The following is a 23,768-nucleotide window of genomic DNA, read 5'->3' as shown; positions in this document are numbered from 1 at the left end:
CCTTGTTTTACCCAGAGGCTGATGCATGAAATTCTCAACTGGCCTGAACAATACCGTAAAGGCCCCTATTTTGAAAATGCAACTGAAGTTTTTGACAACAAAACAATAAATGGGAACTGGACAACGTTCATTGCAGAAACAGATAAAGGATATATGCTTGGATTCAGGACAAACGAGACAAGGCTTGAAGATATCTCTTATGTTACAGAATTTGTTGCTGATTACTTCGACATTTTCGATCCTATAAACAATGAAAGCCCGATATTGTACCCTATTGAAAATATTTCTGAAATCTCTGTAGTTCCTTATGGAGAATATACTAAATATACATCAAATCCGACTTATGACAGCTACGTCTACGTAAGCGATAATCTGGAAGGAGGGACAGTGTCTTTCTATATCCTTCTGCAGGCAAACAATGATCCGGGTGAGTGGCCTGTAAAATACAGGGGTCAGTACATGAATGAAGTAATAGCAAATGTTAATGATACCAGTAATGTAAAAGTTAGAGCTATTCTAGGACAGATTCATGCGTCTTCGGTTAAGTAAGGAATCATGATAAATTGCATCAATTTCCACAACATATGTTCAAAATAATAACAGAGCCGGAGATGGAGCAAGGTGTCGATTTCAGATAAATTGAGCAAAATTTGAGGCAGGCTTGGGGTACAAAATCGATAGACTTCAGGCAAGAAAATTCCTTAACCGATGACCAATGAGGACAGATTATACCTTATAGAAATACCACCTTGTGGAACAACCGATATGGTCCGGAATATTATGCTAATGAAACACCTTGATGGTGAGACGAAGCAGGGTATCCGGTACATATTCTGTGCATGATAATTAATGCATTCGGAGAAGATTAGCCACAGATAGCATCTTTAATTTTAGTATCTTTTATTTTTGGCAGAAAAGTTCGTGGGAAATAACAGGCAAAATTACACAAGCGCAGAAGTCAAAAAAGCACAAAAAAGAATGAAATAAAGATGAAGCCCAAAGCTTCACCTTTCAAGTTTTCTGTTATTTTACCGATTTTTATTCCTGTTTCCTTGCCATCTTTTTCTTTGCAAGCTTCTCGATAATGCCGAGGCTGACCTCGCCGCCTACGCTCAGCTTCCCGCTGGCAACTGCGCTGTCCAGGAGATGCTGTCCTACGAGGGTGCGAACTATAAGGGTTGTGTAGCCGTCAGGGCTTCCTACCGAGCCTGCTGAGATGTCTGCTTTCAGGGCGGTAAAGTCCGTGCAGACGCCGCATCCGGGGCGGATAGTGTCCTCAAGTTCGGCAAGGGGGATCACGTACTGGGTTCCGTCGTTGAGGGTGATTTCGAGTTTACCCTTAACATCAATGCGGCAGACCTTCATGGGTTCGAGGGCGTACTCGTTTTTCAGTTTGCCTGCGATGAGTTTTTCGTAGTCGAAGCTTTCGGTACAGAAGAGTCCGAGCACGAAGCGGATGGATTTCTTGTACGGGAGAACAAGCTGGTGGTCGGTCTCAAGCATCTTGCGGATTGCCTGGACGACACAGGGGACTCCCACAACTGCGATGTTCCTGTGCTTCTGGGTCACAACGGCTTCCTTAAGTGCCGAGACCAGGGGGACCCACCAGTTGTAGCGGCTTCCTGCCTGCCCGATAAGGGCTTCACTTCTGGTGATCACCATGGAGTGCGGCTTGAGGGTCCAGGGGTCTTCAGTAACCGTAACCACAGCATCTACAAGGCCTGTTTCCAGGGCATTTGCAAGGATTGCGGTAACGGCTCCTCCGCTCTGTTTTCTCGGAATGTCGAATTCTGCCTTTCCTGTAGTGATTTCCAGGTAGTCCCCGAGCAGGCTTGAAGGTTGTTCATCGAGCCTCGGGCAGACCTCATAGCAGGCCCCGCAGGGCACGTCATCAACAGCGGCTTTACAGTAGCCGTTGCTTTTCGGAGTTGTGGAATTACCGCCGGTTTCGAAATACAGGGCGTCAGCAGGGCAAACTGCAATGCAGGCCCCGCAGCCTGAGCAGAGGCCGGTGTCCCAGACTTTTGATTTCAGGTCAAGGTAAGTCTTACTGATTTGTTTCTTTTCTGCCATCTCTGATCACTCCCAGACGTATTTGCTTGCAAAAGGTCGGCTGCTTGCAGGTCCGATCTTTGTGTAATTGGTGTCCAGGAACTCTGCGGGGTCATATCCGAACTGCTCGCAGAAGCTCTTTATAATTGGGGCTATGCGTTCCAGGTCAGCTTCCGTAAACTCGAATTTCTTGGCTCCGACTCCGAGCAGGTAGTCATCCACTTCCCCGCGGATGATGATTTCTCCGCCGTGGATCCCGCTTCCGATGCCCCTGTCTGTCATGGCTTTTTCCTTGCCGATTCCGAGCACAAGCACAAGACCTCCTGCCATATATTCTCCCAGGAAGGAGTGGGCTGTGCCGCCTATGACAAGTATGGGTCTGGCTTCCACTTCATATTGCTTCATGTGGATGCCGCCGCGATAGCCTATGTTGTTCCTTATAAAGACCTTGCCTCCCCTCATGCTATGGGCGACGGCATCTCCTGCGCTTCCGTGGATAACGAGCATGCCGCTGTCCATTGTGTTTCCGGGGGCGTGTTCGGCGTTCCCGTGGATTATGCAGGTTGGGCCACTCATGAACATCCCCAGGTCTCCTCCGGGAACCCCATTGATTATGATGCGGACATTGCCTCTAACTCCATCTCCTATAAAGCGCTGTCCGAGCACGTTGTCGAGGATTATCTCCTCTGCCCCGTCCGCAACTGCGGCCCTGATTTTCTGGTTTAAGGGGGTGTAATGCATGCCTTTAGCATCAATTTTTACTGTCTTCATATTCAGGCCCCCGCTGGCTGGACGTCCAGAATTTTAAGCATTCCTTCATCCAGCATATATCCACGCAGGCGATCTCTGTTTCCACGCAGGCTTTCGATACTGTTGATGCCTGCTGCACCCATCAGTTCGCTGAGTTCCAGGGTCCAGCCGTGGATCAGGTTTGAAACCTGTGCTGCTCCTGCTTCGGGGTCAAGCCTGCTCACAAGGTCCGGGCGCTGGGTAGCAATGCCCCAGGGACAGAGGTTTCTGTAACAGTTTCCACAAACTCTGCAACCCAGAGCGACAAGAGCTGCAGTCCCAATGTAGACGGCGTCTGCTCCGAGAGCAATGGACTTGGCAAGATCGGCACTGTTCCTGATCCCACCGCTTGCAATGATGGAGATTTCATTCCTAACTCCCTGTTCCCTGAGTTTCTGGTCAACGCTGGCGATTGCAACTTCGATTGGGATTCCCACGTGGTCTCTGAAGACCTTCGGGGCTGCCCCGGTCCCTCCGCGGAACCCATCAATAACCACTGCATCTGCAGAGGACCTTGCAATACCTGCAGCAATGGGAGCTACGTTATGCACGGCTGCGATCTTTACAAAGACCGGCTTCTTCCATTCGGTCGCTTCTTTCAGGCTCCTGATAAGCTGGACAAGGTCTTCAATGCTGTAAATGTCATGGTGAGGAGCAGGGCTGATTGCGTCACTGCCCAGGGGGATCATACGGGTTTTGGAGACTTCTTCGTTTACTTTTTCTCCGGGGAGGTGTCCTCCTATACCTGGCTTTGCTCCCTGTCCTATCTTGATCTCAATTGCTGCACCCCTTTCGAGGTAGTCAATGTTAACCCCAAAACGGCCTGAAGCAACCTGAACAATCATATGGTCCTGGTAGGGGTAGAGGTCTTTATGCAGCCCTCCTTCTCCTGTTCCCATGTAAGTCCCGGTTTTTGCTACAGCTTTTGCCATGCTGAGCTGGGAGTTAAGGCTGATGGCTCCGAAACTCATGTGCCCGATCATGATGGGGGTGTCGAGTTTCAGGTTGGGAGCCAGCTTTGTTTCAAGCTCCACATCTCCACTTTCGGTTTTTTTGAACTCGAGTTTTTTTGGCTTTTTCCCTATATAGGTTCTGAGTTCCATTGGTTCTCTCAGAGGGTCTATGCTTGGGTTTGTGACCTGGCAGGCATCAAGTAGAAGGCGGTCATAGATTATTGGAAGGTCCCTGACGTTTCCCATCCCTGAAAGGATGATCTTACCGCTGCGGGCCTGGTTGATTATATCTTCCCTGGCTTCCCGGGTCCAGATGGGGTGGGAACGGTAGTCTACGGGCTTTTCCGTAAGGGTGATTGCGTCCCTTGGGCACATTGCAACACAGCGGAGACAGGCTGTACATTTCCTGGACTCGATCAGGATCTTGTCGCCTTCTCTTCTGTATACTCCATAGGAACAGTTTTCAATGCAGCGTCCGCAGTCCATGCACTGGTCGCGGTCAATGCTTACTTTATATTTTGGGGGTACACTTCCGAGCGTCATTCGATAAACCTCCCTATGATGGGTTCTCCTGCCCTGGGAGTGTAGATGTTCTTTACTTCTGGGTCAAGGGTTCTTATTGCAGCTTCTTCGCTGGATATGTAAAGTTTGCTTCCGTTTTCGCCAACGACGAGGGGGCGCAGTTTAATTCTATCGGTGAAGCCTACAATGCCGTTATCTGTCCCTACTACAATAGCAAAAGGTCCGTTCATAAGGGCAGATCCGTATGTAAGGCGGATTGTTTTGTTGAGTTCGGCTTCCTTTGCAGTCATGCGGTCGATATCGTCCCAGAATGGAGGGGCAAGAGCCCGGACAACCATCTCATATGACAGTTCATGCTGTCTTCCGAGCAGGTCAAAAAGGTAAGCTACAACCTCTGTGTCTGTAAGTGCAGTGCATTTGTATCCGTATCCCTCGACATAGCGCTGGTTTGTACCGTATGAGGTAATTTCTCCGTTGTGCACTACTGACCAGTTAAGCAGGTTGAAGGGATGGGCTCCTCCCCACCAGCCCGGAGAGTTTGTCGGGTAGCGGTTGTGAGCAAGCCAAATGTAGCCTTTGTAGTCCTCAATCCTGTAGAAGTTTGCTACATCTTCAGGCCAGCCGGAAGCCTTGAAGACTCCCATATTTTTCCCCGAGGAAAAGATTGTGGCGCCTTTTACATTGGCGTTTACTTCCATGACAATATACGTGACAACGTCATTTTCAGAATTCATTCTTCCTGCTATCAGGTCTTTTGAGGGCTTGAAGAAGTATCTCCAGGGGATATGGACCTTTCTTATTCCCGGCTGTGGGGTAGTCGGGATTTCTTCCTGGTGAACGATTTCTCCCCACTGCTGGAGGAGTTCATCAACCTTCTTTTTTGGTTCTGCCAGGTTATCAAAGAAAACATGAAGAGCATAATAGTCTGCATATTCGGGATAAATCCCGTATGCAGCATAGCCTGCCCCGTCTCCACTACCTCTTTCATTCATGAGGCTAAGGGCGACTTTTATGCTCGACCCGTCCATTCTGGACTTTGTTCGATCTATAAAGCCTATTATTCCACACATTTTGATCACTCTAGAAATGGATAGAAATCAACGTGATTTAAGTACCTTTGTCAGTAATTTCCCTGAAGATTTCTGCGGCTCATTTTTGGAAATAGTCAAAAAATTTGCCAGCCTGATAAACCGGGTTTCAGGGGATATTCTCTAAGTTTTCGTAAATTAAAGGAATATTTCACTTAAATTCATCTGATCTTCATTATATAATAAATTTGAATTCGTGATAGCTTTCCTGCCTCTGCTTTTATTTCTTCCAAAGAAATTGAGAGGGTTGCCGCTAAGGGAAGTAAGTAATTTAGTACCTATTTGACAATATATATATGTTTCTTTTTTTAGAATTAAACTTGCCTGCAGTAATACTGCAAAGCATGACGTTTTAACCGTTTAATTTCTCTTTCTTCCCATGTAATATTGTTCGTATTGTTAGACCTCCAAGCAGTTTACAATGATTGTCCTGCTCAGAGCTGCCAGCTTCTTTTGCGTAAGATGAATTTCATATACTGTCGCCTGTTAAAAAAGTAATAAACCAAACTTGAAAAAGTTGAACTGAAATTGTAGCATTTCTTGAGGAAAGCATTTTTATACCGAGATCCTTTTTACGGTCCGTTTTCTCTAAATAAAGCGAATTACCGCTAAACTAAAGATTTAGCGGCTTCCTGAGTCATCCTTCCCTTTACTGAGGATAAGTCATACAGGCTCTACCCCGCATACCACAGGTGAAATGAAATATATGATCGTGAGATTACTTGAGATGCTTGGAGTTTCCGGTTTTCTCCGGCTTAATGTTTCCGACCCCTTCAGATACACGATACCCTGTTATCCAACTCTTTCAGCTTGGTTTTCGTATTTTGGGTTGTGGTGACAGTATCTATTATTAACTTAACTTAATACGAAAAATAGTTTAGCAGAATCAACAATTGAAATATGTATGAAAGTTGACTCTTATATCCCATGAAATTAAGATTTCATGGGTTTTACACTTCTTCCTCTAAAAAAATAATTTTTTTCAACGAAATGAGTTCTCTTTTTTCTGAGGGGAATCTTTCCATTTTTCAATCCTTGTGGATGTTTTTTAAAAGCCGGAGCACACCTGCTGGATAAAATGTGCTTTCCGACTTCTTATTGAAATCTTTTTTTTAGTTTTCTTTAAAGATTTTCCGGCGTACTGTAAGCATTTCCGGATGATTTCCTTACAGCATAGGGAGGTATTTTGCAAGTTCCCAGGGATGAACCATTGCTTTGTATTCGTTCCATTCCATGTCTTTCGCACAGAGGTAGTGGTGGAATATATGGTCTCCGAGCGCTTCTTTTACAAATGCGCTGCCTTTCATTATATCGGTTGCTTCTTTGAGATCTGCAGGGAGGGAGTCGATGCCTCTTTCGCTACGTTCTTTTTCCGTAAGGTGGAAAATGTTCACGTTGGTAGGCTCTCCGGGTTCGATCTTATTCTTTATCCCATCAAGCCCGGCTCTCAGCATGAGGGCGAAGGCCAGGTAAGGGTTGCAAGCCGGGTCCGGGCATCTGAGTTCAACCCTTGTTCCATTACCACGGGTGGCCGGGATCCTGATCAACGAACTCCTGTTCGTTGCAGACCAGGTGATGTAAATCGGTGCTTCGTATCCGGGAACTATCCTCTTGTAGGAGTTTACTACAGGGTTTGTGATAGCTGTAAACTCTTTTATGTGTTTCAGCAGTCCACCAATGTAATACATTGCGTCCTGGGAAAGCTGGGTAGGGGTATCCGGGTCATAGAATGCGTTTTTCCCGTCCTTGAAAAGAGACTGGTTACTGTGCATTCCTGAGCCGTTTACCCCAAAGAGGGGTTTTGGCATGAAGGAGGCATAGTACCCTTTGTGATATGCAATGGACTTTACCACGTATTTGAAAGTCACTACGTTATCTGCCGTGCTGAGTACATCGCTGAATCTGAAGTCGATTTCATGCTGGGAAGGTGCGACTTCATGATGGGATGCCTCTATCTGGAATCCCATGTGTTCCAGGGCATAGTCAATGTCTCTGCGTACGTCCTGCGCACGGTCAAGGGGTGCGAAGTCGAAGTATCCGCCCTGGTCAGTAAGTTCGGTTGTAGGGTTTCCGTTTGCATCAAGCTTGAAAAGGAAAAATTCAAGTTCTGGCCCAACGTTCATTGAGAAGCCCATTTTTTTAGCTTCACTGATTGCACTCTTCAGGGCGTATCTCGGGTCTCCCTTGAAGGGGTTTCCATCAGGAAGGTACACATCTCCAAGAATTCTGGCAACGGCGCCTGTTGCGGGTCTCCAGGGCAAGATCCTGAGCGTTGACGGGTCAAGCACGAGTTTCATATCAGATTCTTCGATCCTTGTAAAGCCCTGAATCGAAGATCCATCAAACATTACACCGTTTTCAAAAGCTTCCTCCAGTTGTTCTGCAGGAATTGCCCAGCTTTTGATGATACCGAGTGTATCCGTAAACTGAGTTCGGATAAACTTTACGTCTCTTTCTTTTACAACCTCTAATACATCTTCTTTAGTTGTACACTTTTTCGTCTGCACCATTTGATTTCATCCTCACTAGGCAGTAGGCAACCATTTACCTATCTGATGTTATATACCTTTTTTCGATGTTTTTTGTGGCATAGAATGTGCTCAAAGCTCCAGGCAGAGCTAAGCAAACTTTAAAAATATTTATGTGATTTATCCCCGCTTCACTACGTATATTCTAATATCCTATATATAAATCTCATTCCAAAAGGAATGAATTTCTCAATAGGATTTAAATTTTAACTCACTTTCCGCACATGTACACAAATAGGTAATTAATTGCCGATAGGTAATTAATTGCCGATTTGTCTAATATTCTCAATATTATGGCGAGTTGATTTTTAATTCATGGCCATATTGAGAAAATTGGTGATTTTTTTGTGGACTTTTATGGAAGGTAGGTTTTTTCTTTTCATTCTGGCTGATTTTTCAAAAGGTTTTAAACTACAGGAATATTAAATTAAAGCTTTTTTCAAACTTATGATTATATAAGTGTTGATGTACAATATCTTTCTGGGGGCTTATATGAATAAAGTAAATGTCTTTAGGCTTCTGGTTTCCATAATTCTCTGCCAGTTCGTAGGGGCAATTGGTGCTATATTTACATCTTCTTCTCTTGAAAGCTGGTATCTTTTGCTTGAAAAGCCGGCTTTCAATCCTCCTTCCTGGGTCTTTTTCCCTGTCTGGACAACGCTTTATACGTTTATGGGAATCTCCCTTTACTTTGTATGGGAAAAGGGACTGCAGCAAAAAGAAGTCAAGGTAGGACTTTTCCTTTTTGGGTTACAGCTGGGCCTTAACATACTCTGGTCTTTCCTGTTCTTCGGACTACAGTCTCCTTATTATGCCTTTCTTGAGATTGTCTTGCTCTGGCTTTCAATCCTGTTGACGGCTATACAGTTCTGGAAAATTTCAAAAACAGCTTCCTATCTCCTCATTCCTTACCTTCTCTGGGTCAGTTTTGCAACGCTGCTTAATTACCAGATCTGGGTTCTTAATCAGTAACTGTATATTCTCATGAGTAATATTTTGGGTAAAAATTGAGTTAAAGGTCATCAGTATGGAGGGCACCGCAACCGCAGCTTCTTCCTAGAAGGGTTGATACACGATGCTTCAGATGGTGAATGTCATCTTCGGACATCTTATCAAGTTCTTCTTTATGTTTTTCTTCTATATGGTCAAACATAGCTTTTTCGACTTCTTCAAGCTTATTACCGGCAGCCATGAAGCTGCATTTGAACCCCAGATCGCTGCACTTTACAATTTTCATAGTGTCTCCTCTTGCAATAAAGCTGATCAAAATAGTCTTCTTCAAAATAGTCTTCTTCAAAATAGTCTTCTTCTATTCAAACTAAATATAATAAAAAATGATTAGATATAAAATTAAGTCTTTTCAGGTTTTTTTCTCTTGGAACGGTGCTTTTTGCTTTCTTCAAAGGCTTTTTTTGTGATCTTCAAGTTTTTAGCCTATCGGAACATATCTTGCGCAAACAAATCCCCCTTTATATGGGACTTTTATGGTGAGCATCCCATTATTGTTCACTGCAATAGCCCTTTCCGGATCTACGGGCCCGTCTAGGAAAAAAGACCCCAAGTATTCAACAGTTTCACTATAGGCTTTAAGGTAAAAACTGTTTTCATGCATTACAAGAGTTATATTCTCGTCCATGACGTCTGGAAGTTCAAGTTCTATAGTAAGGTTTTCATGTTTATCATCATGATACATGGCAATAACCGGGGTTTTTATTATCCTGGGCATGGGATTTTCCATTAAATGTTCCCCCTCTAAGAATAATTGTGCAAATTAACCGTATCAAATATCTATTTACTCAATTTTTACGTTCTTAACCGTATCAAATATCTATTTACTCAATTTTTACGTCCACTACATTTTCAAAAGGTTGTTGATAAGGAACAGTGACTTTCAGGACTCCGTTTGAATAGCTTGCAGTAGCTTTTTCCGGGTTTATAGGGCAGCATACTGCATAACTGTCAGCATATTCAACCCCTTCTTTGGTGGCTTTTACATAAAAACCGTCTTCCACAACCTTAAAAGAAATATTTCCCTTTTCTACTCCTGGAAGAACCACTTCTATTTTCAAATTTTCATATGTATCGTCTGGATACGCACAAATAGCCGGTGATAACTTCAAAATGTCCGCCATAATATTCCCCCAAATAAAATCGCCAATTAAGATATTTATATGTATCTTATCTATTTGAGGGCCCTTCAAAATTGGACCACGTTTTTAATATAAAATTTAGTATAGCTGAAAAACGTTATTATATGCCATAATTGCAAAAAAAAGGGAAAATATTGAATGGTTCCTGTGTAAGGGGGATCTTTTTCAGAGTTTCAGGATTCCCAGATCAAGCCCCAAGGACAGAGCAAGTGCTATTATTGAGAACACTGAGATTACAAGGTAATTTGCACGCTCTTTTGATACGGAAAGACTCCAGAGCAGATATTCCATTCCTTCAAGGTCTTTTTCTGAAAGTTTCTGTCTGGTCCTCACTTTTTCAAGTAGATCCAGGTCTTGAACTACGCTACACCTTCGCTTCGCAATATGGTATCTGTGTGTAAAGAACCAGAGGTAACCTGCAACTCCAAGATACCATATTGCCTTTCCCCAAAAAACACTGTAATGGTCAACTATGATTATACCTCTTAGCAGGATTGCGGAAATCAGTCCTACCCAGAAGTACAATTTAATTACAGACATGCCGTATCCGCGGGGGATTTCAAGGGTTGGAGTTTCTGATTTGAATTCGGTCATCATGGTATCTTACCTCATTCCTTGAATCGTTCCAGTATTTGATAATTAATTAAGGTTAAGAAGGAAAAAAAGGTGCCTGGTTAAAGGGCATCTCCATTCCTTTCTCCGGTTCTTATCCGGACTACGGTTTCAATAGGGATTACGAATATTTTTCCATCCCCTATTTCTCCGGTATATGCCGTGCTCTGGATCAACTGTATGATTTCTTCGACCTTATCTTCAGTCACAACTACTTCTACTTTGGTTTTTGGAAGAAGGTCCACACAGTATTCTTTTCCTCTCCATTGCTGCACGATCCCTTTTTGCAAGCCACGCCCTTTAACATCGATAATTGTCAGGCTTGGAAACCCGGCACTATCCAGAGCGTCCTTTACCTGATGCAGTTTCAGGGGTTTTATTATCGCTTCGATCTTGTACATTTTAGCCATTTTATTCCTCCCTCATCAGGTATTCGGGATATGCTCTGATTCCGTGTTCACTGATGTCCAGGCCAAGTATTTCTTCTTCTGCAGATACCCTGAGTCCGATTACGGCGTTAAGGATTTTGAAGATTATGAACGAGATCCCAAAAGCCCAGACAATGCTACACAGTACTGATATTAACTGGATCAACAGCAGGCTGATTCCTCCTCCGTAGAAGAGCCCTGGCACTTCAGCAGCGTATGTTGCATCTGCAAGGATTCCATTTCCGATTCCTATGGAGAAGAGCCCCACAGAGATCAGGCCCCAGCTTCCGCAGTATCCGTGTACGGCGATTGCACCGACTGGGTCGTCCAGTTTCAGTGTATTTTCGTTGAACATGACTCCGGCATAAATGATAATACCGGCTACGATTCCTATTACAATAGCTGCCCAGTTTGATATAGAACCACAGGGAGCGGTGACTGCTACAAGCCCACCGAGGAGCCCGTTTGCACTGAGTGATGGGTCAGGCTTTCCGGTTTTCATCCAGGTGATGGCCATGGTCACGACCGCACCGGCAGCTGCTGCCAGAAAGGTGTTGACTATTACCAGGTTCATGTAGGGATCGTTTCCGTCAAGGGTACTCCCACCGTTGAACCCCAACCACCCAAGAGCCAGAATCAGGGTTCCCAGGAAGGCAAAGGTCAGGTTGTGACCCGGAATAGGTATGGCTTTTCCATCCTTGAACTTTCCTATCCTTGCGCCCACAAGGAGCACACCTGCAAGAGCAGAATATCCTCCGATTGAGTGCACGACTCCAGAACCTGCAAAGTCATGACTTGCGACTCCGATTGCCTTCACAATCGGGCTTTCGGCTCCGGTTAGGAGAGCTGCGTCAGCCCCGCTCCAGACCCAGTGTCCATATACAGGGTAAATAACTGCAACCATCAGGACACAGTAAACAAGGTAAGCCTTGAAATTGGTCCTCTCAGCCATTGCTCCCGAAACGATCGTTGCTCCGGTGGCAGCGAAGACCATCTGGAAGAACCATCCATTCCAGAGCGCGTTGTCCGCACCTGCCAGGAAGAACTGGTTAGTTCCTATAAGTCCTGCCGCATCGGCCCCGTACATTACGCCCCAGCCTACAGCCCAGTAGACCAGGATACCGATGACAACCGTCATGAAATTTTTCATCAAGATGTTTGCAGTGTTTTTGCTCCTTGTAAGCCCCACTTCCACGAGGGAGAAGCCTGCATGCATAAAGAATACCAGACCACTTGCTATAAGCAGCCATACGAAAGTCAGTGCAGTCTGCACCTCTTCAATGGATTCTGCGTTTTCCTCCGCCGTTGCAGCAAATGCCGGTGAGGACAGCGCTATAAGCATCATACAGGTAATTATCAGTAATTTTCCTATTCCTTGCACATTTTTCATACTGTTCTTTTGCCTCCTTTTTTCCTATCGGCAACCGGTAAGTGCTTGTATACTTTATACTATTTATAAGTTTCGATAATGTCTTTCAATTTCATTGTTCTGTTCACTCAATACAAGTTGCTTTTCGAGCATAATCAAAAAAATCGAAATGTTTGGGTTTCAGGCTTGCAATATATTGTTAATCCGGCTCTAACGTGATTATTTCAGTATAAACTCCGATCCACATATTACTGTAAGTGCCTGAAGTAGCTACAAGAAATATGTATTTTAGCCTCCTCTTTACTTCGTTACTCAGAGAAGGCTTGTAATTCCTTTCTTTCATTAATGCCGTAATTTACAGTTATCCCCACTAAAAGTACAGCTAAAGAACAGTAATTTTGGACCGAAATCCTCGTATATCTATGTAAATCTTCCATAGAGTACGCTTTCTTTGCCAATTTGAATACATCTTTTATGATTGATCTCACAGATCTTTATGGAGGGGCAGAATGCTCCTCTTTGTGAAAATTTGTCTGCAAGATCTCATATAAAAAACGTTTAATATTTCGGATAACAATTTTCATCTGAAATCTTTGTTTAGTGGTATAAGCGGAGCTTTCATAATATATTGCCAGAGGCGGATTGTACGTCCTCTTCAATAATATTTACGGTTTTTTAAGGCCCTAATTCGATTTTATATCAAAAATAAGATGTACTTTTTTTGGGGGAACTATTATCTGGTTTAATTAGCAGAAAAAAATGGAAAATAAGTTCCAGTTAAATAGTAAGTTTAAGAGGGCCTAATGTATTTATCAAAAAAGTAGATCAATATACAGGATACAATGTTCAGTCTTGACCTTATTTATAAAAGATGCAGTGGAATTCCCGTCTCGACTTTTCTTGAGTTTTCATCAATTACAGGTATCTAAAGTGGGGGATTGTAAATAACGATGAAAACTTATTACTTTATTTTATATTTGTCCGTATTACTTTATTTTATATTTGTCCGTATTACTTTATTTTATATTTGTCCGTAACCCTTTCAGTCTCTTTTTATCCCTTCCCAAAGGAAATTTTTTGTTTTTCAGTATCCCATATTCCTTTGAGTAAAATCCCTTTATATTTCAGTATCCCATATTCCTTCAAGTAAAATCCCTTTATATAAAGATATCTCCTTTTTATTTTTGATCCCTATTGAATAAAAATTGTTATGGAAAAAAATATTTTAAAAAAACCAAACTCGAGAAACTTATTGGACATTCAATCCACGAAATAAAGAATGATTAAGCAGGATCTTAATTATCCCCCCTACAGTTAAAACAGAAAACAAGGAGCTTATGGAATATTAGTTTAGGATCTATGTTTCCTAATTATATAAACCTACTGAGTTACAACTACTTGTGTAAAACTATCTTGATATTTATCCGAACTTAATTGTTTCAACAAATATCTTGTGTCTCTTATCGCTCTAAAGTGGGGTTTAGTCAGAGTGATAGAGTAAGTTCAATACGGAGTGGGAAGGGAGTTGATTATAAGTGACCGCAAATGTCATAGAGGTCAATGGCCTTGAGCATGAATATGGCTCTATAAAAGCCGTTGATAATATCAGTTTTAATGTGAAAGAGGGGGAAATCTTCTCATTTCTTGGTCCAAATGGAGCAGGCAAGAGTACTGTGATTAATATTCTTACGACTCTTAGGAAGATCCAGAAAGGAGAAGCTAAAGTAAACGGGTATGATGTGGCAAAGGAATCAAAATATGTAAGACAGTCAATTGGTATTGTTTTTCAGATGCTTTGCCTTGACCACGAAATGACTGTATGTGAGAATCTGGAATACCACGGTAAGATCTATTCAATGCCGAAAAAAGAACGAAAAATACGTATTGAAGAGCTTTTAAAACTAACGGAGCTTGAACACAAAAGGGATACCCTGGCAAAAGAGCTGAGTGGTGGTATGAAGAGAAGACTGGAGCTTGCAAGGGGATTGATGACGAAACCTGCAGTTCTTTTCCTGGATGAACCAACAATAGGTTTTGACATCCAGACCAGAATGAGAATGTGGGATTATTTGAGAGAGATTAAGAAAGAAGGCACTACGATATTCCTGACCACCCATTATATGGAAGAAGCCGATCAGCTCAGTGACAGGATTAGCATAATTGACTATGGAAAAATTATCGTAACCGGAACAGCAGATGAATTAAAGAACAAACTCGGTAAAGACCTTATTTATCTGGAAACCGATGATAATGAAACCGTTGCAGAGATTTTAAGAGCAATGGGGTCAGTAAAAACCGTAACCGAAGATACAAAATCTCTGAGGGTTATGATCGGAGAAGATGTAACTCACGTACTTCCTCAAATTATAGAGAAAATCAGAAAGGCAGGAATAGAAATTACGACCATAAACATCAAAAAGCCTTCCATGGATGATGTTTTCGTTCACTACACCGGGCATGGTTTGAGAGAAGGAGAACCGCAGGAAAAAAGCGAAGGAATAAACAACGAGGGGGTCTCTGAATGAATTTCGAATTTCAGGCCATATATTGGCGAGAAATGGTGAAGTTTTTCAGATTCAAATCGACGCTTATTAGTTCATTGATCCAGCCTGTGATGTGGCTGGCATTTTTCGGACTTGCAATGTCAGGTAGTTTTGACCAGCTGACCGCTATGATCCCGCCCCTCGAAGGGGTACGGAATGTTGATTACCTTTCCTATATGGGCGCAGGAATAATTGCTATGGATGTGCTGTTCAGCAGCCTTTTTGGTGGGACTTCTCTTATGTTTGACAAAAAGTTTAGTCTGTTAAGGGAAACTCTCGCAAGTCCGACACCCAGATTTCACATCATCCTGGGTGTCGGGCTTTCTGGCGTAACGAAAGCATTTATTCAAACTTTCATAATAATAGGGTTTGGGAAACTGATTGGAATGGATTTCTTTTCGGGGTATACACTTACTGAAACTCTTATTTCAATTACAGGCATCTTTTTACTTGTAGGAATTTTCTCTTTGGGTTTCCTTTTCCTTTCAGGTTCTATTGCCATCACAATTGATAACCCTGAAGGAATGCAGTCTATTCTTACCCTGTTCAGTATGCCCCTGTTCTTTATAAGCAATGCATTATATCCCATTGATGCCTTCCCTGCTGTCCTCAGGTTTCTCTCAATGTTTAATCCGCTAACACTTCTGGCAGATGGAATCCGTTACTTTGCTTTAGGGAATAACTTTACTGTAATGGGTATTCACTATATGTATACTCCAGCAGATATCATCATATCTTTCCTGGGCCTTCTGTTCTTCGCCTCCGTAATGTTATCTACGGCACTCTGGAGGTTCGAGAAGGTGGATGTGTAAATAAACTACCCTAATTTCCTTTTTTTTCACTTTTTTATCTGGCACTCCAATTTTAAACTAGGATTTACCTGAATTTTTCAGAGTAGAGATAAATAATCGCTTTAGTGCTCTTAATTTAATGCTCACAGTGATCAGCAATTTAAGGACCTAAAAAATCTTATGACACAATAAGTATTATATATGTTTTATTCCCTCAAATACCATTAAAATTAGTTTTTTTTTAAAATAAATTTTATTTTTGCTTAAAATTCAATTTCATGTCGTTAAAATTCGTAAAATTTATTGAAGTGGGCTTATAATCCTCTTTTAGTGTTTGTTTGTGAAACCTCTGCTTATCCCAATAAACGAAGATTACAAATGGAAATTGTTTTCAGAGATATTAAACGTTTTTGATTTACGATCCACCAAGCAAATTCTTTCCATGCGTCTTCGGTTAAGGAATTTTCTTGCCTGTATGTTATCGATTTTAGAGCAAAAATTAATCTCAAATTTCGAACACCGAAACTAAAATCGATACCCTGTTCCAACTTCAGATCAATATATGTTTTCGAGATATATCGCAGAAATAGGGCAATTTATCATGATTCTCTCTTTACCGAAGATGCATGAAATTCTTTCACAATTATCTTTTGAAAAATCAATACCTGCCCTAAAAATCGTCATTCTGAGCATGTATTTTTGCCTTGAAATTTCCTATGTAGTCAAAGAATTGGAAGAAAAGAATAAATTACGAAAATTTATGAAAATAACGTTAATACCTTCTGAAAATGAAGTATACAATATCATGAGTGGCTTTGATTCAGAGCAGTTTATCAACTTTGTAATTGGATTACTTAACAATATCTGTTCTCGGTGTAAATGAGGTTTAAGCCATATCATAATCGATAGCACAGACATCAATCTTGATCTTAATTGGTTTAGAGAAAAATTAGCAAAAAGATGCTAGAAGATCGAGAATTTAAATGGGGACACTCTAAACATCGAGGTTATTTCATAGGGATGAAACTGAGTCTTGCCATGGAATATCCAAGCTTAAAACCTTTAGCTTTCATCGTTAATGAAGCAAATGTTAGTGAATACACGGTTTATCCCCAGATTTTAGAAGAGCTAAAGAGAAGAAAGAAAATAAGACCAGGAGATGTACTTTATTTCGATAAAGGTTATTTTTCACATGAAAATTATGTAATAGGAATAGCAAAATACAAAATAGCTCCGATTATTTTTCTAAGGATAAATTGTAATTATTATAAATTTTTCGACATGTTAAGCTATCCTCTGAACATATTTGATTCAAAAAGAAATGCGGAAGAATAAAAGAAAATGTATACAAGACTTGTAGCAAAATTTAAAGCTTTGATGGAAAATTGGGGAGGACTTAAGCCTATTAGATCTCTCATTGAGGATGTATTTAAATTAACCAAAAAAACGTGCAATATGGAGAATTTATACCGATATACGATGCGTTCTGTAAAAGAATACTTCTTTTTGGACATATTTTTTACAGGGACAATTACTGCGTTCTTTATTAGTGACAAAAAGGGGTTAAAACACTTGGCTGAGAGTTAAGAAAAAAAAGCACCATAAAGCAATTCCTTTTATCTTATGTTTGGTATACCTTACCCACGTTAGTTTTAACATAGTCTGATTATTTCAATGAAGTATCACATTTCAATAACTAAAAAATAACTAAAAAATAACTAAAAAATAACTAAAAAATAACTAAAAAATAACTAAAAAATAACTAAAAAATAACTAAAAAATAACTAAAAAACAAAAATAATTAGAAAAAGGAGTTATTTTCATTATGCATTATAGCCTTGGAATTGATGCTGGGGGTACTTACACCGATGCAGTGCTCATAAAGGACTCGGATGGGGAAATTGTAGATTCAAATAAAGCTCTTACTACCTATCCTGATCCCCTTGCCGGTATCAAAAAGGTAATTGAGGGTCTTAATTCGGAGTATCTCAAAAACGTAAAACTTGTTTCGGTTTCCACCACGCTGTCCACAAATACTATCCTTGAAGGGACAGGTTTTCCCGTAGCCCTTATTCTCATAGGGGATCATCCCCTTGAGAAAGAACTGCCCACAAGACATGTGCTCTTTGCTAAAGGAGGGCATAACCACAACGGAGAAGAGGTGTCCCCTCTTGACCTTGAAGCTATCGATGAATTTGCCCTGAGCGTAAAGGACAAAGTATCAGCTTTTGCCGTATCTTCTTATTTTAGCATACGTAACCCTGAACATGAGCTTAAAGTGAGGGACTCCATACTTAAGCTTACAGGGCTACCTGCGGTTTGCGGGCACGAACTCTCGCAGGAACTGGGAGCCTACGAAAGGGCAGTTACAGCTTTTCTGAACGCACAGTTGATCCCTGTAACCAGGCAGTTTGTACAGTCCATTATTGCAGAGATAAGAAAACTGGGAATTAATGCCCAGCTTCTTATGCTAAAATGCGATGGTTCGGTGGTAGGGATAAAAGATGCCTTGGAAAAACCAATCGAAACTATCTTTTCAGGCCCTGCAGCAAGCCTCGTAGGTGCATCTTACCTTTCAGGGCTGAAAACTTGTGCGGTTGTGGATGTGGGAGGGACAAGTACCGATATCTCCTCAATCTGTATGGGAGTCCCTGACCTGAGTGATGAAGGAGCAATTGTGGGTGGCTGGAAGACGCGGGTTCGGGCAATCCGGATGGAGACAACAGCTACAGGTGGAGACAGCCATATATGGACTGTGGACAGGGAACTCTTCCTCGGGCCAAGAAGAGTCATACCCCTCGCAGTGGCTGCAGTGCAGTACCCGGATTTTCTGAATAACCTTAAAAGGACCTCCATCCCTGCCAGAGAAGACCTCGGCGAAAATATCCAGCCCACAAAGTTTTTTGTCAGGTCAGGCTACCCGGCAGGCGAACTGAGCAAAGCTGAAGTTGAAGTGCTGGGGGCAATCGGAGATGAACCAGTTTCCGTGCAAGAGATCAAAGCCTTTATTAGAAAAGATCTTCTCCCTCAGACCTTGGACTCCCTTATTCAAAAGCGCCTTGTCCAGGCAATCGGTTTTACACCAACTGATGCTTTACATGTGCTTGGAAACTATGCAGCCTGGAACGAAGAAGCCTCCCGAATAGGGGCTGAAAGGCTTTCGAGGCTCATGCGCATGACGCCTGGGGAATTCTGCACTGCCGTAAAAAAGAGGGTGGCAAGGAACATGGTGCTTTCTCTCCTTTCATATCTCCTGCAAGGAGTGCCATACACAGCCATTGAAAAAATCCTGGATGGAAACTACCCTGCAAAGTTCAAGCTTGGAATCCCTGTTGTCCTGCTCGGTGGCCCTGTGCGAGCGCACAGGAAAGAACTCGAAGAATTCATAGACGCTGAAATTCTCGTTCCCGAACATGCCGAAGTAGGAAACGCAGTAGGAGCTCTTGCAGGAAAAGGCATCAAAAGAGTGGAAATTCTGATCAGGCCTGCACGCCTGGTGTCTCCAGATGCTGATTTTTTAGTCTTTGCGCCCGGAAGAAGGCTAAGGTTTGATTCATACACAGAAGCCCTGAACGCAGCAACAGAACTCGGAAAAAAGATTGTTACGGACTATATGAAAGACTGCGGTCTTAGTGGAAACCAGGTTGATGTTTCCATTGATAAAAAGACCATCTCACCTGAGGGCTGGACCCATCCCCCTATGGAAACAAATCTACTGGTAATGGGGGTAGGAATGCGAAGGCTGCCTGACTGAAACAAATTTTTCGGATTTCAGGCTCTTTTCTTTCTCATTTTGAAGATCCACAGACTAAAATCAGTAGACAAGGATCATTAGGCCCACATTTTTTTAGACCAGGCCATTTCAATTTTTAGCCATATAGAAACTATAACCTATTATTAGAAAGGAGAAAAACATGAAAGTCCTGTTGATAGCCGATATCCACGCAAACCTTGAAGCCTTCCAGACAGTCCTTGATGTTCCGCATGACAGGGCAATCTGCCTTGGAGATATAGTGGACTACGGGCCTGACCCGGACAAATGCATAGACCTCCTGAAAAAAAAAGGAATTCCCACTATCCGGGGCAACCACGACAACGCTGTTGCCTTTAAGATGGACTGCCAGTGCGGATATAAGTACAAGCACCTCTCAATCGCAACCCGGGAATATACGTGGGAAGTTCTCGATAAGTCATATATGGAATATCTGCAGAATCTTCCTCTCGTCCTCAAGGAAGAGATCGATGGAAAGAAGCTTTTTTTAACCCATGCAAGCCCAAGGTCTATGTTTGAATACATAAAGCCTGAGACTTCGGACGAAGATATCATGGCAATGCTTGCAGACCCGATGGAACCTGTTAATGCCGAATTCCTCGTAGTCGGGCACTCACATATTCCCATGAACAGGAAATTGGGAAACCTGACAATCATAAATCCGGGTTCTGTGGGACAGCCAAGAGACAGGGACACAAGGGCAAGTTGTGCAGTCTTTAACACAGAAACCGGAGAAACTGAAATCTTCCGACTTGAGTATGATATCGATGCAGTCTGCACGAAAATAGAAGAACGAATGCCGCATGCAGAGGAACTGACAGACATTCTCAGAAGGGGATACTAAAAGTAAAGGGACCCGGTTAAAAAATAAATATTAAGATAAAATCACAAATTCATATAATTGATTTAATTCAGGCTTCTTTTATAGCCCGGATAATTTTTTTCTATATACTCTGGGTTTACATCCGAAGGTCTGGTTTTTTCAATCCCGAGCTCCGTGACCATAAGGGAAACATCAGCCTGTATTCCGGCTTCGTCGAGCTTTTTTGTATCACACCTGTCAGTGCAACCATCAAGAGCCATAATTCTGAAGCTTTCGGAGGCTGCATTTTCTGTTGCTTCAACTCCTTTGTGCGCAGCAGCAGCTCGATAAATATCCGGTCTCCTGAAGGTGAGAGTTGAAGCTGCCTGCATGGTAAGTTTTCCGGTGTTCGAGAGACCTGAACAGGCAAAAATGAGGGTATTTCTTCTTTTTATGTAATAATTATATATAAGTGAGGGACGATCAGTCAATCTTGAGTTCTGTAATCTCAACGTTCAGGTTTGCAATCTCAAGGATTGCAACAGTGGCTTTTCCTGAAAGCACCCCTGAACATTCCCCTGGATTTATCACAGGGGTCCCATCGATCATTTTAACGCCCGGATCGTGGGTATGGCCCCGAATCACTACGTCAAAATCCCCGGACTTGGCAAGGGCTTTGACCAGCGCCTCGTTTGTTCCGTGCAGGAGGGCAATATGCATCCCTTCAATCGTCAGGTCCCCAAAATTCCCGCAGGAGACGGCTCCTATTTCCTCGAACCATCTTGTAAGGGTTACTCTGTCTCCGTCGTTGTTTCCGAAGACAAAATAGAGTTTTGGACTTAGTTCTTTAAAGGCCCTTATCGTGAAAGGAGAAATAATATCCCCTGCGTGCAGCACAGCTTTTACCTGTTTTTTGTTGAAGAAATCCACAGCTTTCTGGATAGCTGTCAGGTTATCGTGCGAATCCGAAATAATTCCTATCAAGTAATCCCACCTCCTTTAATATTAGACGTTCTGAATATTTAATACATGCCCCGGGTTTCTCAGAAAGGGAGATGCTCCTACCAGAAAGGCAGTTATTTTTAAATATAAGTTAGAGGTATTACCGAAATAATATCTGAAGAATACCTCTCCCATCCTGGACGAGCATCCAATATCGGGAAATTTCCCATAAAATTATAGTAAGTGAGTTAAAAATGAAAGCTATAACCCTTCTGAGCAGTGGGCTTGATTCGGTTGCAGCTCTTGCGATTGCAACTGAGAGTCTGAAAATTGAGATGGCACTTACCTTCGATTACGGGCAGCGGGCATGTGGGCGGGAGATCGAGAACTCCCGAAAGGTCTGTGAACATTTCGGAATAGAACATAGGGTCATCAAGCTAGACTGGCTTGCAGAAATAACCCATACATCCCTCGTAAACAGGAAAGAGGACGTTCCTGCTCTGTCCTTTAAAGATATTGATGAAGCAGCTCCTGCCGCAATTACCGAAGCAACTGCAAAAGCTGTCTGGGTTCCGAACAGGAATGGGGTCATGTTGAATATTGCAGGAAGCTTTGCCGAAAGCAGAGACTGTGATTACCTGGTGGTGGGTTTCAATGGAGAAGAAGCCGGGACCTTCCCTGACAACTCCCTGGACTATGTACAGGCAATGGACCACGCCTTTTCTTATTCAACTCATAACGGAGTACGGGTACTGGCTCCCCTTATCAAACTCGGAAAAACAGAGATCGTAAAAAAGGCTCTTGAAGTAAAGGCACCATTGGAATACAGCTGGAGCTGCTACCACGGGGGAGAATCTCCCTGTGGGGAATGTGAAAGCTGTGTGCGAAGAGCCAGAGCATTTAAAAACGCAGGTGCAAAAGACCCGCTTCTGGAAAGGTCTGGAATCTAAATCTGAAAAATCATCCAGAAAGAGTGCTACAGAGTATGACACTGAATAGAATACAATAGAATGCGTTACAAAAAGAGTTACAGGGAGATCTCTATGAAGTGCATTATCCTACCCGAAAAATTTGACTACGACGGGAGCCAGATTTATTCCCTCTGGGCATACAACAGCTTCGGAGTGCAGGAAGACTCGATTATTGTTTTCAGAGGTACATGTGATGTAAAAATCGAGCACATGATTGACCTTGAAGACCGGAGGGCAAACGAGTCTATCTGGTCCGAAGACATGGTGAGTTTCATTATAGAACATTTTGATTCTACTGACCTTAAACTGGTCTATGCACGTCAGCGCTTTTTTACCGCCCTTGTAAGGGAACACCTTGTTGGATTGGGAATCCACACCACAAGAGGAGGAGATGATCTTTTCCTAAAAGGGAAAAAATTGACTGTATCAATTGCCAGCACCTCTGCCGTTTCCCAGAAGATCCACTTCGGGATCAACGTTTCCCATGATGTATATGGAAACCTGAAAGAAGCCGGAATAGGGGACGATGAAAGCATTGTGCGGTTCATGCAGGAAATAGGGGAAGCTTACGTAAGGGAATTTGAGGACATCGAAAAGGATCTCCGAAAATCTCGCCCGCTGGGGGTGGTATAAATGTCCTTTTCAAGCTATGAAGCCACCCCCATAAGAGAGGTCTTCTGCTCAGTACAGGGAGAAGGTCCTCACGTTGGTACAAGGCAGGCTTTTGTCCGGTTTTCAGGCTGTAACCTTAATTGCAATTATTGTGATACGAACTTTGGAAATCCAGGGACCTGCGATTATGAAATCGTCGAGGGAAGTGGTATTTTCGAAAAGGTCCCAAACCCCGTAAGTGTAGAAAAACTGGAATCCATGCTGCAGCCTTTCAAAAAACTTCATTCTGTATCCCTTACAGGAGGAGAGCCTCTCTTGCATGCAGATTTCATAGAAAGACTGAACCTCTCCGTACCTCTATACCTTGAATCCAATATGACTTTGCCGGAGCAGGCAAGGAAGTTACGTGAAAATATCGCATATGTTGCAGGGGACTTTAAACTTCCGGAAGCTCTCAGGGAAATTCTCCCCGAGGCCCGGGAGGCGCATGTGGAAAATACGATTGAGTGCTTCAGGCTCTTGAGAAAAAACAGTTCAAGAGACTGCTTTTGCAAGATTGTTGTAGGCAGGGAAACAAAACCTGAAACTGTGGTTCTGGCTGCAGAAGCAATAGCTTCCTATGTATCCTGTATAATCCTCCAGCCAGAAACGCCAGTTGGTAGTGCGGTAAGGACCTCACGGTTTACACAGGCCTCTGTGCAGGCCATTATAAAACTGCAGAAAACCCTGCTTGAACTAATCGACACGCGAATCATTCCTCAGACTCACAGGATGTGGGGGTGCTTATAACCATAACAGAAGATCAGATTAAATTTAGAACAACATTCAAAAAGAAAAACTAGAA

General features: G+C 42.6%; 22 protein-coding genes and 2 pseudogenes. 10 read left to right on the top strand and 14 right to left on the bottom strand.

The features are described from left to right. Positions 1-21: 21 nt before the first annotated feature. Entirely contained in the window at positions 22-549 is a 528-nt protein-coding gene (locus tag MSWH1_RS15385; RefSeq protein ID WP_231591816.1) for a hypothetical protein, read from the top strand. A gap of 489 nt (positions 550-1,038) precedes the next feature. On the opposite strand, the gene MSWH1_RS15380 is transcribed toward MSWH1_RS15385, so the two are convergent. The 5 genes from MSWH1_RS15380 to glnA form a co-directional block, all read right to left on the bottom strand. After that, positions 1,039-2,073, bottom strand: coding sequence for a Coenzyme F420 hydrogenase/dehydrogenase, beta subunit C-terminal domain (locus MSWH1_RS15380; protein WP_048129806.1), 1,035 nt, complete (start codon positions 2,071-2,073; stop codon positions 1,039-1,041). Between the two features lie 6 nt (positions 2,074-2,079). Then, positions 2,080-2,823 carry a hypothetical protein gene (locus tag MSWH1_RS15375; RefSeq protein WP_048129805.1) on the bottom strand — a complete coding sequence of 248 codons (744 nt, stop codon included), beginning with the start codon at positions 2,821-2,823 and terminating at the stop codon, positions 2,080-2,082. A 2-nt stretch (positions 2,824-2,825) separates the two neighbouring features. Beyond that, positions 2,826-4,337 carry a glutamate synthase-related protein gene (locus tag MSWH1_RS15370; RefSeq protein WP_048129804.1) on the bottom strand — a complete coding sequence of 504 codons (1,512 nt, stop codon included), beginning with the start codon at positions 4,335-4,337 and terminating at the stop codon, positions 2,826-2,828. Further along, on the bottom strand, positions 4,334-5,386 hold the full coding sequence (locus MSWH1_RS15365; RefSeq protein WP_048129803.1) for a glutamine amidotransferase family protein: 1,053 nt from the start codon (positions 5,384-5,386) through the stop codon (positions 4,334-4,336). The genes MSWH1_RS15370 and MSWH1_RS15365 overlap by 4 nt, the downstream gene beginning before the upstream one ends. Positions 5,387-6,570: 1,184 nt before the next feature. Then, the gene (glnA, locus tag MSWH1_RS15360; RefSeq protein WP_048129802.1) at positions 6,571-7,914 is read right to left on the bottom strand and encodes a type I glutamate--ammonia ligase; all 1,344 of its coding nucleotides are present in this window, start codon (positions 7,912-7,914) and stop codon (positions 6,571-6,573) included. 510 nt (positions 7,915-8,424) lie between these two features. On the opposite strand from glnA, the gene MSWH1_RS15355 reads away from it, so the two are divergent. Next, the gene (locus MSWH1_RS15355; protein ID WP_048129801.1) at positions 8,425-8,904 is read left to right on the top strand and encodes a TspO/MBR family protein; all 480 of its coding nucleotides are present in this window, start codon (positions 8,425-8,427) and stop codon (positions 8,902-8,904) included. 40 nt (positions 8,905-8,944) lie between these two features. On the opposite strand, the gene MSWH1_RS15350 is transcribed toward MSWH1_RS15355, so the two are convergent. From MSWH1_RS15350 to MSWH1_RS19415, 7 genes and pseudogenes are all read right to left on the bottom strand, one after another. Beyond that, positions 8,945-9,169, bottom strand: a complete 225-nt coding sequence (locus MSWH1_RS15350) for a DUF1059 domain-containing protein (RefSeq protein ID WP_048130685.1) — start codon at positions 9,167-9,169, stop codon at positions 8,945-8,947. Between the two features lie 192 nt (positions 9,170-9,361). Further along, positions 9,362-9,670, bottom strand: a complete 309-nt coding sequence (locus tag MSWH1_RS15345) for an Hsp20/alpha crystallin family protein (RefSeq protein ID WP_048129800.1) — start codon at positions 9,668-9,670, stop codon at positions 9,362-9,364. Positions 9,671-9,764: 94 nt separating this feature from the next. Continuing rightward, positions 9,765-10,133 (bottom strand): Hsp20/alpha crystallin family protein, encoded by a 369-nt coding sequence (locus tag MSWH1_RS15340; RefSeq protein ID WP_369798542.1) that lies wholly within the window; start codon positions 10,131-10,133, stop codon positions 9,765-9,767. A 114-nt stretch (positions 10,134-10,247) separates the two neighbouring features. Next, positions 10,248-10,679 carry a hypothetical protein gene (locus MSWH1_RS15335; RefSeq protein ID WP_231585409.1) on the bottom strand — a complete coding sequence of 144 codons (432 nt, stop codon included), beginning with the start codon at positions 10,677-10,679 and terminating at the stop codon, positions 10,248-10,250. 77 nt (positions 10,680-10,756) lie between these two features. Further along, positions 10,757-11,104: a P-II family nitrogen regulator gene (locus tag MSWH1_RS15330; RefSeq protein WP_082088177.1), complete on the bottom strand. Its 348-nt coding sequence runs from the start codon at positions 11,102-11,104 to the stop codon at positions 10,757-10,759. A gap of 1 nt (position 11,105) precedes the next feature. Beyond that, complete coding sequence (locus MSWH1_RS15325) at positions 11,106-12,512, bottom strand: ammonium transporter (RefSeq protein ID WP_048129798.1); 1,407 nt, start codon at positions 12,510-12,512, stop codon at positions 11,106-11,108. Positions 12,513-12,799: 287 nt separating this feature from the next. Next, positions 12,800-12,985, bottom strand: a pseudogene (locus MSWH1_RS19415) (IS5/IS1182 family transposase); the annotation flags it as partial. 1,041 nt (positions 12,986-14,026) lie between these two features. On the opposite strand from MSWH1_RS19415, the gene MSWH1_RS15320 reads away from it, so the two are divergent. The 5 genes and pseudogenes from MSWH1_RS15320 to MSWH1_RS15290 all read left to right on the top strand — a co-directional run bounded on the left by MSWH1_RS15320 (position 14,027) and on the right by MSWH1_RS15290 (position 20,441). Then, complete coding sequence (locus MSWH1_RS15320) at positions 14,027-15,016, top strand: ATP-binding cassette domain-containing protein (RefSeq protein ID WP_048129797.1); 990 nt, start codon at positions 14,027-14,029, stop codon at positions 15,014-15,016. Then, the gene (locus MSWH1_RS15315) at positions 15,013-15,846 is read left to right on the top strand and encodes an ABC transporter permease (protein WP_048129796.1); all 834 of its coding nucleotides are present in this window, start codon (positions 15,013-15,015) and stop codon (positions 15,844-15,846) included. Before MSWH1_RS15320 ends, MSWH1_RS15315 begins: the two co-directional genes overlap by 4 nt. A gap of 628 nt (positions 15,847-16,474) precedes the next feature. Next, positions 16,475-17,412 (top strand): annotated as a pseudogene (locus MSWH1_RS18580) (transposase); the annotation flags it as partial. A gap of 238 nt (positions 17,413-17,650) precedes the next feature. Further along, the gene (locus MSWH1_RS15295; RefSeq protein WP_048129792.1) at positions 17,651-19,579 is read left to right on the top strand and encodes a hydantoinase/oxoprolinase N-terminal domain-containing protein; all 1,929 of its coding nucleotides are present in this window, start codon (positions 17,651-17,653) and stop codon (positions 19,577-19,579) included. A gap of 160 nt (positions 19,580-19,739) precedes the next feature. Next, positions 19,740-20,441 carry a metallophosphoesterase gene (locus MSWH1_RS15290; RefSeq protein ID WP_048129791.1) on the top strand — a complete coding sequence of 234 codons (702 nt, stop codon included), beginning with the start codon at positions 19,740-19,742 and terminating at the stop codon, positions 20,439-20,441. 62 nt (positions 20,442-20,503) lie between these two features. Here the strand turns inward: MSWH1_RS15290 and MSWH1_RS15285 are convergent, their stop codons facing one another. Then, on the bottom strand, positions 20,504-20,890 hold the full coding sequence (locus tag MSWH1_RS15285) for a putative zinc-binding protein (RefSeq protein WP_052723190.1): 387 nt from the start codon (positions 20,888-20,890) through the stop codon (positions 20,504-20,506). Continuing rightward, positions 20,883-21,383, bottom strand: a complete 501-nt coding sequence (locus tag MSWH1_RS15280; protein ID WP_048129790.1) for a metallophosphoesterase — start codon at positions 21,381-21,383, stop codon at positions 20,883-20,885. Before MSWH1_RS15280 ends, MSWH1_RS15285 begins: the two co-directional genes overlap by 8 nt. A gap of 212 nt (positions 21,384-21,595) precedes the next feature. Here MSWH1_RS15280 and queC point away from each other — a divergent pair, with 212 nt between their 5' ends. The 3 genes from queC to MSWH1_RS15265 all read left to right on the top strand — a co-directional run bounded on the left by queC (position 21,596) and on the right by MSWH1_RS15265 (position 23,713). After that, complete coding sequence (queC, locus tag MSWH1_RS15275; RefSeq protein ID WP_048129789.1) at positions 21,596-22,291, top strand: 7-cyano-7-deazaguanine synthase QueC; 696 nt, start codon at positions 21,596-21,598, stop codon at positions 22,289-22,291. A gap of 93 nt (positions 22,292-22,384) precedes the next feature. Further along, positions 22,385-22,945: a DUF366 family protein gene (locus MSWH1_RS15270; RefSeq protein ID WP_048129788.1), complete on the top strand. Its 561-nt coding sequence runs from the start codon at positions 22,385-22,387 to the stop codon at positions 22,943-22,945. Then, the gene (locus MSWH1_RS15265) at positions 22,946-23,713 is read left to right on the top strand and encodes a 7-carboxy-7-deazaguanine synthase QueE (protein WP_048129787.1); all 768 of its coding nucleotides are present in this window, start codon (positions 22,946-22,948) and stop codon (positions 23,711-23,713) included. Positions 23,714-23,768 lie beyond the last annotated feature (55 nt).

Source organism: Methanosarcina sp. WH1 (assembly GCF_000970005.1).
GTDB lineage: Archaea > Halobacteriota > Methanosarcinia > Methanosarcinales > Methanosarcinaceae > Methanosarcina.
Note: the sequence above shows the minus strand (reverse complement) of the source record. Positions and strands in the feature narration are given on the sequence as shown.